Consider the following 13286-nt stretch of genomic DNA (forward strand, 5'->3'; position numbering starts at 1 on the left):
CTACGCTACTTCATCTCATTCTCGGTACGACGAGCGTGTACTCAGCGCGAAAATTCGGCCGAATTCTCGCCACAGGTGCACGCTCGGCGCTTGCGGGCCGCTCAATCTCAGTGACTCGAGCCGTCGGTTTCACTTCGTCCTCGCGGCATGCGCCGCTCAATCTCAGTGAAACTGGCCCTCTTCGGTGGAGCCGGTCAGCGCGGTGGTCGACGAGGTCGGGTCGACCGTGGTGGCGATGCGGTCGAAGTAACCGGCACCCACCTCGCGCTGGTGCTTGGTCGCGGTGTAGCCACGCTCCTCGGCGGCGAACTCGCGCTCCTGCAGCTCGACGTAGGCGCTCATCTGGTTGCGGGCGTAGCCGTAGGCCAGATCGAACATCGAGTAGTTCAGGGCGTGGAAGCCGGCCAGCGTGATGAACTGGAACTTGAATCCCATTGCGCCAAGCTCCTTTTGGAACTTCGCGATGGTGGAGTCGTCAAGGTGCTTCTTCCAGTTGAACGACGGCGAGCAGTTGTAGGCCAGCATCTGGTCGGGGAACTCGGACTTGACGCCCTCGGCGAACTTGGCGGCCAGCTCGAGATCCGGAGTACCGGTCTCCATCCAGATCAGGTCGGAGTACGGCGCATACGCCTTGGCCCGCGCGATGCAGGGCTCCAGGCCGTTGCGGACCCGGTAGAAGCCCTCCTTGGTGCGCTCACCGGTGATGAACGGCTGGTCGCGCTCGTCGACGTCGGAGGTGATCAGCGTGGCCGCCTCGGCGTCGGTCCGGGCGATGACGACGGTCGGAACGTCGCACACGTCGGCGGCCAGTCGGGCCGAGGTCAGGGTGCGGATGTGCTGCTGGGTCGGGATCAGCACCTTGCCGCCCAGGTGACCACACTTCTTCTCCGAAGCCAGCTGGTCCTCCCAGTGCGAGCCCGCGACACCGGCCGCGATCATGGCCTTCTGCAGCTCGTAGACGTTGAGCGCGCCACCGAAACCGGCCTCACCGTCGGCGACGATGGGCGCCAGCCAGTTCTTCACCGAGGTGTCGCCCTCGACCTTGGCGATCTCGTCGGCGCGCAGCAGCGCGTTGTTGATCCGGCGGACCACCTGCGGCACCGAGTTGGCCGGGTAGAGGCTCTGGTCGGGGTAGGTGTGCCCGGACAGGTTCGCGTCACCGGCGACCTGCCAACCGGACAGGTAGATGGCCTTGAGGCCGGCACGCACCTGCTGGACGGCCATGTTGCCGGTCAGCGCGCCGAGGGCGTTGATGTATTCGAGATCGTGGAGCTGCTCCCACAGCACCTCGGCGCCGCGGCGGGCCAGGGTGGCCTCCTCGACGACGGTGCCCTGCAGGGCGACGACGTCCTTGGCGCTGTAGGTGCGGGTGACATCCTTCCACCGCGGGTTGGTGTCCCAGTCCTTCTGGATCTGTTCGGCGCTCTTGGGGGTGCCAACGACAGACATTGGGCATGCTCCTTCACGATCTTCACTACTGAGTTGCTGAACGCCTCACCGGCGGTAGCTAGTGGCTCAACTTCACTGGTGTGCTAACTCGAAGATGGCACAGCTCAAGGGGGGCGGTCCACCCGTTTAAGTTGCCAATTTCAGTAACGGGAACGCGTGAATTTGCGAAGCTTGCTAAGTTGCTAACTAACTTAACCGTTTCAGAAGCTACCCGTCAGTAACCCCAAAGCCGCAGGTCACCGCGCAATTTAACCGGGACGCTTGTCCCGTTAGCGAGCAAAGATCGCGGCGACGGCTTTCGTCTCGTCACCGACGGCGTATGTGAGCGTTGTAACAGCGCGGTCGGCCAGGCCGGGACCGAATTGCTCGGTGGATCCGGCGGGGTGAACGTGCGAAATGATCTCCAGCTTGTCGCCCAGCGCCACCGGCGCCTCGTGCTCGATCGTGATGCGCAACGGCGCCCGCATCAGCTCGGTGTGCGAGGCCAGGTAGTCCTCGACCACGCTCCAGTACACCGAGTTGTTCATGTGGTCGAACAGGTCGATGTCGGTGACCCGGACGGGAAACTCGTGGATCTCGGTCGCGTCGTCCCGGCCGCCCGGCTTCAGATAGGACCTCCACCGCAACCGATCCACCGACGTCGTCTTGTGCAGGCCCGCCAGGAAGTCGTCGGCGATGCGCGAGGGCATCTGGGTTTCCCGGTTGATGTTGATCCAGAAGGCCTCGGACTCGATGAGCCCGCTGCTGCGCTTGCCGTCGATGCGGACCCGCATCTCGCACCACCGATTGGAGGTGCCCGAGCACCACCTGCGCATCCGCAGCATGTCGCTGAACTCGACCGGCCGGATCAGGTCGATCATGGTGCGCCGGACGATCCACAGCGGATGGGTCTCCTCGAAACCCATCTCGCGCAGCTGGTCCTGGCCGATGTCCTGGATGTGGCGGCACGCGGCGTCCAGCCGCAACCGGCCCGTGCGGTCGATATCGCCGACCCGCAACGGCCACTGGCGGTCGAAAACGTCAGGGTGACCGTCGGGCACCGGCATCAGTTGTTTATCCAGGCTCACGGCCACACTCCCCGCTGTTCCCCGTTTATTCCTCGGGGTTACCCCAGGTTAAGGCCCAGGGTCCCGGTCGAATAATGCCAACGAGGCGCGGCGAACACCAATCGCGACGCGCCAGGCCGGCTGCCAACTCTGCGAACCATGTCTTCACAAGGCCCGGTAACCTCGGTGAAGTGTCCAAGACGTTCGTCGGCTCGCGGGTCCGCCAGCTGCGCAACGAGCGCGGGTTTTCCCAGGCCGCGCTGGCTCAGATGCTGGAGATTTCCCCCAGCTACCTCAATCAGATCGAGCATGACGTTCGCCCGCTGACGGTGGCCGTGCTGCTGCGCATCAGCGAGGTGTTCGGGGTGGACGCCACGTTCTTCTCGTCGCAGGACGACACCCGGCTGGTCGCCGAGCTGCGCGAGGTCACCATGGACCGGGACCTGGACATCGACGTCGACCCGACCGAGGTCGCCGAGATGGTCAGCGCTCATCCCGGGTTGGCGCGGGCGGTGGTCAACCTGCACCGCCGCTACCGGATCACCACGGCGCAGCTGGCGGCCGCCACCGAGGAGCGGTACTCCGACGGCAGCGGCAGCGGGTCGATCACCATGCCGCACGAGGAAGTGCGCGACTACTTCTACCAACGGCAGAACTACCTGCACGAGCTGGACACCGCCGCCGAGGACCTCACCATCAAAATGCGGTTGCACCACGGCGATCTGGCCCGGGAGTTGACCCGCCGGCTCACCGAGGTACACGGGGTGCACATCAACCGGCGCATCGATCTCGGCGACACCGTGCTGCACCGCTACGACCCCGCCACCAAGACCCTGGAAATCAGCAACCACCTCTCGCTGGGGCAGCAGGTGTTCAAGATGGCCGCCGAACTGGCCTATCTCGAGTTCGGTGATCTGATCGATGACCTGGTCGCGCAGGGCAAGTTCACCAGCGACGAGTCGCACACGCTGGCCCGGCTCGGTCTGGCCAACTACTTCGCCGCGGCCGCCGTGCTCCCCTACCGCCAATTCCACGACGTCGCAGAGAATTTCCGCTATGACGTCGAGCGGTTGTCCTCGTTCTACTCGATCAGCTACGAGACCATCGCGCACCGGCTCTCGACGATGCAGCGCCCGTCAATGCGCGGGGTGCCGTTCTCGTTCGTCCGGGTCGACCGCGCCGGAAACATGTCAAAACGCCAGTCCGCCACCGGTTTTCACTTCTCCTCCAGCGGCGGCACCTGCCCGCTGTGGAACGTCTACGAGACGTTCGCCAACCCGGGCAAGATCCTGGTCCAGATCGCCCAGATGCCCGACGGCCGCAACTACATGTGGGTGGCCCGCACCGTGGAACGCCGCGCGGCCCGGTATGGTCAGCCCGGTAAGACCTTCGCGATCGGCTTGGGCTGCGAGCTTCGCCACGCGCACCGGCTCGTCTACTCGGAAGGACTCGACTTGTCGGGGGAAATCTCCACACCGATCGGCGCGGGCTGCCGGGTCTGCGAACGCGACAACTGCCCGCAGCGCGCCTTCCCGGCGCTCGGACGCGCGCTCGACCTCGACGAGCATCGCAGCACCGTGTCCCCCTACCTGGTGACGCAACCGTGAGCCACCCACCCGCCGAGGGCCGCATCCCGCCGGGACGATTCCGCCAACTGGGACCGATCAACTGGGTGATCGCGAAGCTGGGCGCGCGCACCGTGCGCGCCCCGGAGATGCACCTGTTCACCACCCTGGGCCAGCGCCAGTTGCTGTTCTGGACGTGGCTGGCCTACGGGGGCCGGCTGCTGCGCGGCAAGCTCCCGACCGTCGACACCGAGTTGGTGATCCTGCGGGTCGGGCACCTGCGGGGGTGCGAATACGAACTGCAGCACCATCGCCGGATGGCGCGGGCGGCCGGGCTGGACGCGGACGTGCAGGCCGCGATCTTCGCGTGGCCCGAGCGGCTGGACCCGGTCGAGGGGCGCCTGACCGTGCGTCAGCAGGCGCTGCTGGCGGCGACGGACGAGTTCGTCAAGGACCGGGCCGTCACCGACGCCACCTGGCGCCAGCTGGCGACCCACCTGGATCGGCGGCAGCTCATCGAATTCTGCTTGCTGGCAAGCCAATACGACGGGCTCGCCGCGACAATGGCCACGCTCGAGATTCCGTTGGACAATCCGCGCGAGCTATAGGTAGACGTCGGCGAGGATAGCCAGCGTCAGGACCACGGGAAGCACCGGCAGCGCGAAGGCGAACGCGGCCCGGGCCCGCCTCCCGCGCCGGCGCTGCCAGACGCCCCAGATGCCGGCGCCGATTCCCAGCACCACCGATGCGAGCAGCACCAGCGGGCCCCACTGGCCCGCCGTCGCGTTGTCCCCGGTCGAAATGCCCAGCAACCACACGACATAACCGGTCGCCAGGCCACCGAGGGCGCCCGCGATCGTCTGAGGCGTGACGGTGCGAATCATGCGCGACTCAGAAATTGATCATGTGTCCGGTCAGGCCGTGGAAGCATTCCTGCAGCGCCTCGGACATGGTCGGGTGGGTGTGCACGTTGCGGGCCAGCTCGGTGGCGGTCAGATCCCACTTCTGCGCCAGCGTCAGCTCCGGCAGCAGCTCGGAGACGTCGTGGCCCACCAGGTGTCCGCCCAGCAGCTCACCGTATTTGGAGTCGGCGATCAGCTTGACGAACCCGCTGGGGTCGCCCACACCGTGGGCCTTGGCGTTCGCGGTGAACGGGAACTTCGCCACCACCACGTCGTAGCCTTCGTCGCGGGCCTGCTCCTCGGTGAGGCCGAAGCTGGCGACGTTGGGCTGGCAGAACGTCGCGCGCGGCATCATCCGGTAGTCGCCGAGCGCCAAAGTCTCTGCGCCGGCGATGGTTTCGGCCGCCACCACGCCCTGGGCCTCGGCCACGTGGGCCAGCTGCAGCTTGCCGGTGACGTCGCCGATGGCGTAGATGTGCTCGATGTTGGTGCGCATGTAGTCGGTGATGCCGATGGCCTTGCGGTCGGTCAGCGCGACCCCGGCCGCCTCCAGGCCGAAGCCCTCGACGTTGGGCGCAAACCCGATGGCCTGCAACACCTTCGCGGCCTTGAGCTCTTGGGTGTTGCCGTCCTTGCTGACGACCACCGTCACTTCGGCACCGTTGTCGGAGATCGACTCGACCTTGGTTCCGGTGAGGATCTTGACGCCCAGCTTCTTGAACTGCTTCTCGATTTCCTTGGACACCTCGGCGTCCTCGTTGGGCAGCGCGCGCGGCAGGAACTCCACGATGGTCACCTCGACGCCGTAGTTGCGCAGCACGTAGCCGAACTCCATGCCGATGGCACCGGCGCCGGCGATAACGATCGACTCCGGCAGCTCGCGGGACAGGATCTGCTCTTCGTAGGTGACCACGTTGGCCGACAGCGAGGTGCCCGGAACCAGCCGGGTGCTGCTGCCGGTCGCGATGATGGCGTTGTCGAACGTGACGGTCTCGGTGCCGCCGTCGTTGAGCTCGACCGACATGGTGTTGGCGTCGGTGAACCGGCCGTAGCCGTGAATCTCGGTGATCTTGTTCTTCTTCATCAGGAAGTGCACGCCGGCGACGCGGCCCTCGGCCACCTTGCGGCTGCGGTCGAAGGCGACCCCGTAGTCGAAGGTCGCCTCGCCGCTGATGCCAAAGGTCTTGGCCTCTTTGGTGAAGATGTGCGCGAGCTCGGCATTGCGCAGCAGCGCCTTGGACGGAATGCAGCCGACGTTGAGGCAGACCCCACCCCAGTACTTCGGCTCGACAACCGCGGTGGAAAGCCCCAGTTGTGCGGCGCGAATGGCCGCGACATATCCGCCTGGACCGGCCCCGAGGACGACGACGTCATAGTGAGAAGTCACGAGCCCACCCTAGTGGGCCAGGGCCCCTGGTGGCCGCCCGGGCGAGGCCTCAATAGGGAATGACGCCGACGAGACAGTGGCCCACTCGCTCGCAGTAGTAATAGCCGTACAACGGCGCCGCGCCGGCCACGGCGGCGAACGGCCCGGACAGCACCGCCACCGACAGCGCCGAAACCAGTGGCCTGCCGTGCACCATCGCGAGCATCACGGCGCCGACCACGCACAGCGACACGTAGACCAGCACCGCGAACAGCGCCGGGGTCTTGTCGACCGAGTTGTACCACCACGAGAACAGACCCAGCCCGACCACGGCCGCGGCGGCCCAGACACCGAGGAGCAGCAGGGCCAACTTCCACCACTTGACGTAGAGGTAGCGACCGGGGACGGTCACCGACTGCACCGGGCCGACGGGCCCCGCGGGAACCTCGGGTTCGGGCTCCTCGGACTCGGGTTCGGTTGCGGCGGGCCGCCCGCCGGTGTCCTCGGCCTCCTCGTCGGAGTCGGAGTCGGAATCGAAGTCGGGGACCCACGATTGCGTGCCGGTGTCCTCGGCCTGGTCGTCATCGTCGGAGAAGTCCGGCACGAAGGCCTCGGTCCCGGGGCTCGCCGCGTCCTTGTCGTCAGGCACCGGCGGTCACCCGCAACGCGACGAGCACACCGAACCAGCCCGGCGCCACCGCCAGGATGAACGCCCCCAGTGCGGTGACCCAGCGGCGCCCGGAAAACAGGATCATCGTCAGCCCGACGACGCCGGGGACGCCGACCACCGACGCGATCGCGATGTCCGGGCGGACGCTGGCGTGGACCACCACGGTGTACGCCACGCACGCCAGTGCCCCGACCGCGCTTCCGATCAGCATGGCGCCGGCCAGTAACCAGGGACGGGGCAGGGGAATCACTTTCTCGACTGTACTGCGGTTACCGAGGCTCAGGGCATGTCTGCGCGCCCGCGTCGGCCACCACCGGACCCCGTGTCGCAGGGCGTTCACCACGCTCGTAACCCGCGCCCGTGATGACCGGCACGCCGGCCAAAGACGCCTGTTCTGCTGCCGTGAAAACGCGACCGCGGGACAGGAACCGGACGCCGTCGGGCGCCTCGAGACTGAACCCGCCACCGCGACCGGGCACCACGTCGATCACCAACTGGGTGTGCTTGTCGCGATAGTGGGCGGCGTATTGCGGGCCCGAAATCCACACCGGCACCCCGTCGGACCCGACGTCGAGCACGCCCAGCAGGACGTCGCGATCGCCGACGAGGAAGTCGCCGAGCGGATAACACATCGGCGACGACCCGTCGCAGCAGCCGCCGGACTGGTGAAACATCACCGGCCCGTGCGCCGCCTGCAGCCGCGTGAGCACCTCGGCGGCCGGGGCGGTGATGGCCACTCCTGGTGGCGCGAGACCCTTGGCGCCGCTCCTCCTCATCGCTTCGCTCTGCATCGTCGCCGGCGCGTCAGAAGAACCCTTGCGCCTTTTCGGAGTAGGACACCAGCATGTTCTTGGTCTGCTGGTAGTGGTCGAGCATCATCTTGTGGTTCTCCCGGCCGATGCCGGACTGCTTGTAGCCGCCGAACGCCGCGTGGGCGGGATAGACGTGGTAGCAGTTCACCCACACCCGGCCGGCCTGGATGTCGCGGCCGGCCCGGTAGGCGGTGTTGCCGTCGCGGCTCCACACCCCCGCGCCCAGGCCGTAGAGGGTGTCGTTGGCGATCGAGATGGCGTCGTCGTAATCGGAGAACGACGTCACCGCCACCACCGGCCCGAAGATCTCCTCCTGGAAGACGCGCATCGTGTTATCGCCGCCCAGGATCGTGGGTTGCATGTAGAAGCCGCCGGACAGGTCACCGCCGAGCTCGGCGCGCTCGCCGCCGGTGATCACCTTGGCGCCCTCGTCCTTGCCGATTTCGATGTAGGACAACACCTTTTCGAGCTGGTCGTTGGACGCCTGCGATCCCAGCATGGTCTCGGAGTCCAGCGGGTCGCCCTGCCGGACCGCCTTGGTGCGGATCGCGGCCAGCTCCAGGAATTCGTCGTAGATGTCGGCCTGGACCAGGCTGCGCGACGGGCAGGTGCACACCTCGCCCTGGTTGAGGGCGAACATCGTGAAGCCCTCCAGCGCCTTGTCCTGATAGTCGTCGGCCTTGGCCATCACGTCGGCGAAGAAGATGTTGGGGCTCTTGCCCCCGAGTTCCAGGGTGACCGGGATCAGGTTCTGCGACGCGTACTGCATGATCAGTCGCCCGGTGGTGGTCTCGCCGGTGAACGCGATCTTGGCGATCCGGTTGCTCGACGCCAGCGGCTTGCCGGCCTCGGCGCCGAACCCGCTGACGACGTTGATCACCCCGGGCGGCAGCAGGTCGCCGATCAGCGACATCAGGTAGAGCACCGAAACCGGTGTCTGCTCAGCGGGTTTGAGCACCACCGCGTTGCCCGCCGCCAGCGCGGGCGCCAGTTTCCAGGCACCCATCAGGATGGGGAAGTTCCACGGGATGATCTGCCCGACCACGCCGAGCGGCTCGTGGAAGTGGTAGGCGACGGTGTCGTCGTCGATCTGGCTCAGCGAGCCCTCCTGCGCGCGCAGCGCCGCGGCGAAATACCGGAAGTGGTCGGCCGCCAAGGGAATGTCGGCGGCCAGCGCCTCGCGGATCGGCTTGCCGTTGTCCCAGACCTCGGCCACCGCCAGCGCGGCGGTGTGTTCGTCGATGCGGTCGGCGATCTTGTTCAGGATCGCGGCCCGCTCGGCCGGCGCCGTCTTGCCCCACGCCGGCGCGGCCGCGTGGGCGGCGTCGAGCGCCTTGTCGACGTCGGCCTCATCCGAGCGGGCGACCTCGCAGAACGTCTGGCCGGTGACCGGTGTCGGGTTCTCGAAGTAGCGCCCCCGCGCCGGCGGAACCCACTGCCCCCCGATGAAGTTCTCGTAGCGAGACTCATACGACATCAACGCCCCGGCAGAACCTGGACGTGCGAAAACAGTCATCTGCTCTCACTCCTCATTCGGCTGTGTAATACACCTCACAGTACCGCCGCGGCCACAATGGCTTCCATGGCTTCCATCACGCCGCAAGCGCGCACCGACCCGCAAGACGGCCAAGACCCCTACCTCTGGCTCGAGGACGTCACCGGTGACGACGCGCTGGATTGGGTGCGCGCGCGCAACGAGCCGACGCTCGCGCGCTTCCGCGACACCGATTTCGAGCGGATGCGCACCGAGGCGCTCGAGGTGCTCGACACCGACGCCCGCATCCCCTACGTGGTGCGCCGCGGCGAGTACCTCTACAACTTCTGGCGCGACGCCGCCAACCCCCGCGGGCTGTGGCGGCGCACCACGCTGGACAGTTACCGCACCGACGCCCCCGAGTGGGACGTGCTGATCGACGTCGACGAACTGGGCCGGGCCGACGGCGAGAAATGGGTGTGGGCCGGCGCCGCCGTCATCTACCCCGAGTACACCCGGGCGCTGATCAGCCTCTCCCGCGGCGGTTCGGACGCCTCCATCGTGCGCGAATTCGATATGCTGACAAGGGAATTCGTGAAAGACGGCTTCGACCTGCCGGAAGCCAAGTCGCAGGTCAGCTGGGAGGATCCCGACACCGTCCTGGTCGGCACCGACTTCGGCGCAGACAGCCTCACCGAGTCCGGCTATCCGCGGGTGGTCAAGCGGTGGCGCCGAGGCACGCCCCTGGCCGAGGCCGAAACCGTCTTCGAGGGCGCCCGTTCCGACGTGAACGTGGCGGCCAGCGCCAGCCGGATTCCCGGTTTCGAACGCACCCTGATCGGCCGGGCCCTGGACTTCTGGAACGAAGAGCTCTACGAGCTGCGCGGCCCGGAACTCATCCGCATCGACACCCCCACCGACGCCAGCGTCAGCCTGCACCGCGAATGGCTGCTGGTCGAGTTGCGCAGTGACTGGTTCTTCGGCGACACGACCTATCGCGCCGGATCGCTGCTGGCCGCCGACTACGAGGAATTCCTCGCCGGCACAGCGCAATTGCAAGTCGTCTTCGAACCCGACGAGCACACCGCGCTCAACCACTACGCGTGGACCCGCGACCGGCTGTTGATCGTCTCGCTCCTCGACGTGGCCAGCCGCGTCGAGATCGCCACGCCGCCATCGCGTGACGACCCGCTGCGCCCGGCTCCGCCGCGCTTGCGATCGTCACGGGGGGGCTGGCGCCGCGAACCGGTGGCCGGGATTCCCGCCGCCACCAACACCGTCGTCGTCTCCGCCGACGACACCGGCGACGAGTTCTTCCTGGATTCCAGCGGATTCGACTCTCCGTCCCGGCTGATGCGGGGCACCGACGACGGGGCCCTCGAGCCGCTCAAGTCCGCCCCGGCGTTCTTCGACGCCGAAAACATCTCCGTGGCACAGCATTTCGTGAAGTCGCAGGACGGCACGCCGATCCCCTACTTCGTGGTGCGGCCCGGCGGCCCGGCGTCCGATGCGCCGGCGCCCACCCTGCTCTACGGCTACGGCGGATTCGAATCGTCGAACACTCCCGGTTACAGCGGCGTGCTCGGCAGGCTGTGGCTGGCCCGCGGCGGCACGTACGTGCTGGCCAACATCCGCGGCGGCGGCGAATACGGTCCCGGCTGGCACACCCAGGCGATACGCGAGGGGCGGCACAAGGTTGCCGAGGACTTCGCCGCCGTGGCAACCGATTTGGTGGACCGCGGCATCACCACGGTCGAGCAGCTCGGGGCGCAGGGCGGCAGCAACGGCGGCCTGCTGATGGGCATCATGCTGACCCGGTACCCGGAGAAATTCGGCGCGCTGGTGTGCAGCGTGCCGCTGCTGGACATGAAGCGCTATCACCTGTTGCTCGCCGGCGCCTCGTGGGTGGCCGAATACGGGGACCCGGACAATCCCGACGACTGGGAGTTCATCGCCGAATACTCGCCGTACCAAAACATTTCGGCGACGCGCCGGTACCCGCCGGTGCTGATCACCACGTCGACCCGCGATGACCGGGTGCACCCGGGCCACGCCCGCAAGATGACGGCGGCGCTCGAGGCGGCGGGCCAGCCGGTGTTCTACTACGAGAACATCGAGGGCGGCCACGCCGGCGCCGCCGACAACGAGCAGGTCGCGTTCAAGTCGGCGCTGACCTACTCGTTCCTGTGGCAAATGCTCGCGCGGCCATAGGATCGTCGACGTGTCAGCGATCCAACGCATCGAACTCACCCTGCTGGCGACGGGACTGATCTTCATCCTGGCCTCGGCGGCGCAGGCGCGGTACCGCTTCGTAAAGCATCGCCGCGCCGGCCGGAGGTTTTACTGGGCGACCGCGATCATCGGCATCGTCTGCTTCGCGATCGGGACCGGTCAGCTGTGGCCCAACGGCGTCGTCGTGGCGGCGATCTTCTCGGCCATCGTCGCGTTCTCGGCCTACCTCACCACCCCGTACCTGAAGATCGGCGGGCGGATCTACGCCTCCTCGCCGGAAAACCGCGAGGCCGACCCGCCCACCGAGGAGGGCTAGCGATGCCCGACTTCGAGACAGTCCTGTACAAGGCGGACGGCCCGGTCGCCACCATCACGCTGAACCGGCCCGAGCAGCTGAACACGATCGTGCCGCCCATGCCCGACGAGATCGAGGCCGCCGTCGGCCTGGCCGAGCGGGACCCGTCCGTCAAGGTCATCGTGCTGCGCGGGGCGGGCCGGGCGTTTTCCGGCGGCTACGACTTCGGCGGCGGATTCCAGCACTGGGGCGAGTCCATGATGAGCGACGGGAAATGGGACCCCGGCAAGGACTTCGCGATGGTCAGCTCCCGCGAGACCGGACCGACGCAAAAGTTCATGGCCATCTGGCGGGCGTCAAAACTGGTGATCGCCCAGGTGCACGGCTGGTGCGTGGGCGGGGCCAGCGACTACGCGCTGTGCGCCGATCTCGTCATCGCCAGCGAGGACGCCGTGATCGGCACCCCCTACAGCAGGATGTGGGGCGCGTACCTGACCGGGATGTGGCTCTACCGGCTGAGCCTGGCCAAGGTGAAGTGGCACTCGCTGACCGGCCGGCCCCTGACCGGCGTGCAGGCCGCCGAGATCGAGTTGATCAACGAGGCGGTGCCCTTCGAGCGCCTCGAAGCGCGGGTGGCCGAGATCGCCGCCGAGCTGGCGCAGATCCCCTTGTCGCAGCTGCAGGCGCAGAAGCTGATCGTCAACCAGGCCTACGAGAACATGGGCCTGGCCTCTACCCAGACGCTCGGCGGCATCCTCGACGGCCTGATGCGCAATACGCCCGAGGCCCTGGGCTTCATCAAGGCCGCCGAGACAGAGGGCGTGCGGGCCGCCGTCGCGCGCCGCGACGGCCCGTTCGGGGACTACAGCCAGGCCCCGCCGGAGCTGCGGCCAGACCCCTCGCACGTCATCGTCCCTGATCGGGACTGATACTGAGCCAGGCTAGGGATCCGCTGGCAGTGAGCTGGGAAATATCCGCGTCGGGCCAAAAAGTGCTACCGTAACGGCTATGTCTCGGCTGAGTACTGGCCTGCGTGCAGGCGCCGCGTTCCTTGCTCTGGGTGTTACCGCTGCGATCTTCCCGTCGACCGCGGTAGCCGACTCCACGGAGGATTTCCCGATCCCCCGCCGAATGATCAACACCACGTGCGACGCCGAGCAGATCCTGGCGGCAACCCGGGACACCAGCCCGGTGTACTACCAGCGCTACATGATCGACTTCAACAACCACCCCAACGTGAACCAGGCCGCCATCGACAAGGCCCACTGGTTCTACGCGTTGTCACCGGCGGACCGCCGGAACTACTCCGAGAACTTCTATGCGCCACAGTCCGATCCGCTGTGGCTGGCCTGGCCCAACCACATGAAGATCTTCTGGAACAACAAGGGCGTGGTCGCCAAGGCCACCGACATCTGCAACACATACCCGCCCGGCGACATGTCGGTGTGGAACTGGTCGTAATCCACATGGCCGCC

Annotated in this window: 14 protein-coding genes; 6 read left to right on the forward strand and 8 right to left on the reverse strand. The window is 67.0% G+C overall.

Annotation, left to right across the window (positions count from 1 at the left end; genetic code table 11):
* Nucleotides 1–162: 162 nt before the first annotated feature.
* Together aceA and AC0KS4_RS21865 are read right to left on the reverse strand one after the other, a co-directional pair.
* A complete protein-coding gene (gene aceA / locus AC0KS4_RS21860; protein WP_202376737.1) occupies nt 163–1449 on the reverse strand; it encodes an isocitrate lyase in 1287 nt (428 codons plus the stop codon).
* Nucleotides 1450–1718: 269 nt separating this feature from the next.
* Nucleotides 1719–2516 carry an acyl-[acyl-carrier-protein] thioesterase gene (locus AC0KS4_RS21865; protein WP_238956926.1) on the reverse strand — a complete coding sequence of 266 codons (798 nt, stop codon included), beginning with the start codon at nt 2514–2516 and terminating at the stop codon, nt 1719–1721.
* A gap of 170 nt (nt 2517–2686) precedes the next feature.
* Between AC0KS4_RS21865 and ramB the strand changes: the two genes are divergently transcribed.
* The gene (gene ramB / locus AC0KS4_RS21870) at nt 2687–4102 is read left to right on the forward strand and encodes an acetate metabolism transcriptional regulator RamB (protein WP_225328375.1); all 1416 of its coding nucleotides are present in this window, start codon (nt 2687–2689) and stop codon (nt 4100–4102) included.
* A complete protein-coding gene (locus AC0KS4_RS21875; protein WP_225328376.1) occupies nt 4099–4668 on the forward strand; it encodes a carboxymuconolactone decarboxylase family protein in 570 nt (189 codons plus the stop codon). Before ramB ends, AC0KS4_RS21875 begins: the two co-directional genes overlap by 4 nt.
* Here the strand turns inward: AC0KS4_RS21875 and AC0KS4_RS21880 are convergent.
* The 6 genes from AC0KS4_RS21880 to exaC are packed head-to-tail and all read right to left on the reverse strand — an operon-like array spanning nt 4663 to nt 9326.
* Nucleotides 4663–4944: a hypothetical protein gene (locus AC0KS4_RS21880; protein WP_225328377.1), complete on the reverse strand. Its 282-nt coding sequence runs from the start codon at nt 4942–4944 to the stop codon at nt 4663–4665. The two genes, AC0KS4_RS21875 and AC0KS4_RS21880, sit on opposite strands and share 6 nt — an antisense overlap.
* A 7-nt stretch (nt 4945–4951) precedes the next feature.
* The gene (gene lpdA, locus AC0KS4_RS21885) at nt 4952–6349 is read right to left on the reverse strand and encodes a dihydrolipoyl dehydrogenase (RefSeq protein ID WP_225328378.1); all 1398 of its coding nucleotides are present in this window, start codon (nt 6347–6349) and stop codon (nt 4952–4954) included.
* A 49-nt stretch (nt 6350–6398) separates the two neighbouring features.
* Nucleotides 6399–6977 (reverse strand): hypothetical protein, encoded by a 579-nt coding sequence (locus AC0KS4_RS21890; RefSeq protein ID WP_238956927.1) that lies wholly within the window; start codon nt 6975–6977, stop codon nt 6399–6401.
* Nucleotides 6970–7248 carry a putative holin gene (locus tag AC0KS4_RS21895; RefSeq protein ID WP_225328380.1) on the reverse strand — a complete coding sequence of 93 codons (279 nt, stop codon included), beginning with the start codon at nt 7246–7248 and terminating at the stop codon, nt 6970–6972. Before AC0KS4_RS21895 ends, AC0KS4_RS21890 begins: the two co-directional genes overlap by 8 nt.
* 19 nt (nt 7249–7267) lie before the next feature.
* Complete coding sequence (locus AC0KS4_RS21900) at nt 7268–7774, reverse strand: DUF779 domain-containing protein (protein ID WP_238956928.1); 507 nt, start codon at nt 7772–7774, stop codon at nt 7268–7270.
* A gap of 28 nt (nt 7775–7802) precedes the next feature.
* A complete protein-coding gene (exaC, locus tag AC0KS4_RS21905; RefSeq protein ID WP_238956929.1) occupies nt 7803–9326 on the reverse strand; it encodes an acetaldehyde dehydrogenase ExaC in 1524 nt (507 codons plus the stop codon).
* Between the two features lie 66 nt (nt 9327–9392).
* Here exaC and AC0KS4_RS21910 point away from each other — a divergent pair, with 66 nt between their 5' ends.
* The 4 genes from AC0KS4_RS21910 (at nt 9393) to AC0KS4_RS21925 (ending at nt 13272) form a co-directional block, all read left to right on the forward strand.
* On the forward strand, nt 9393–11495 hold the full coding sequence (locus AC0KS4_RS21910; protein WP_238956930.1) for a prolyl oligopeptidase family serine peptidase: 2103 nt from the start codon (nt 9393–9395) through the stop codon (nt 11493–11495).
* A gap of 10 nt (nt 11496–11505) precedes the next feature.
* A complete protein-coding gene (locus AC0KS4_RS21915; protein WP_225328384.1) occupies nt 11506–11832 on the forward strand; it encodes a macro domain-containing protein in 327 nt (108 codons plus the stop codon).
* A 2-nt stretch (nt 11833–11834) separates the two neighbouring features.
* On the forward strand, nt 11835–12740 hold the full coding sequence (locus tag AC0KS4_RS21920) for a crotonase/enoyl-CoA hydratase family protein (RefSeq protein WP_238956931.1): 906 nt from the start codon (nt 11835–11837) through the stop codon (nt 12738–12740).
* A 79-nt stretch (nt 12741–12819) separates the two neighbouring features.
* Nucleotides 12820–13272, forward strand: a complete 453-nt coding sequence (locus AC0KS4_RS21925; protein ID WP_225328386.1) for a DUF5078 domain-containing protein — start codon at nt 12820–12822, stop codon at nt 13270–13272.
* Nucleotides 13273–13286: the final 14 nt, after the last annotated feature.

This window comes from Mycobacterium sp. NTMscope_MAC_12, from assembly GCF_976985675.1.

What these genes read in the sequence shown, in the direction of transcription:
- aceA (WP_202376737.1), bottom strand. Translation starts at nt 1,449, where the DNA reads ATGTCTGTCGTTGGCACCCCCAAGAGCGCCGAACAGATCCAGAAGGAC.
- AC0KS4_RS21880 (WP_225328377.1), bottom strand. Translation starts at nt 4,944, where the DNA reads ATGATTCGCACCGTCACGCCTCAGACGATCGCGGGCGCCCTCGGTGGC.
- AC0KS4_RS21900 (WP_238956928.1), bottom strand. Translation starts at nt 7,774, where the DNA reads ATGAGGAGGAGCGGCGCCAAGGGTCTCGCGCCACCAGGAGTGGCCATC.
- exaC (WP_238956929.1), bottom strand. Translation starts at nt 9,326, where the DNA reads ATGACTGTTTTCGCACGTCCAGGTTCTGCCGGGGCGTTGATGTCGTAT.
- AC0KS4_RS21910 (WP_238956930.1), top strand. Translation starts at nt 9,393, where the DNA reads ATGGCTTCCATCACGCCGCAAGCGCGCACCGACCCGCAAGACGGCCAA.
- AC0KS4_RS21920 (WP_238956931.1), top strand. Translation starts at nt 11,835, where the DNA reads ATGCCCGACTTCGAGACAGTCCTGTACAAGGCGGACGGCCCGGTCGCC.
- AC0KS4_RS21925 (WP_225328386.1), top strand. Translation starts at nt 12,820, where the DNA reads ATGTCTCGGCTGAGTACTGGCCTGCGTGCAGGCGCCGCGTTCCTTGCT.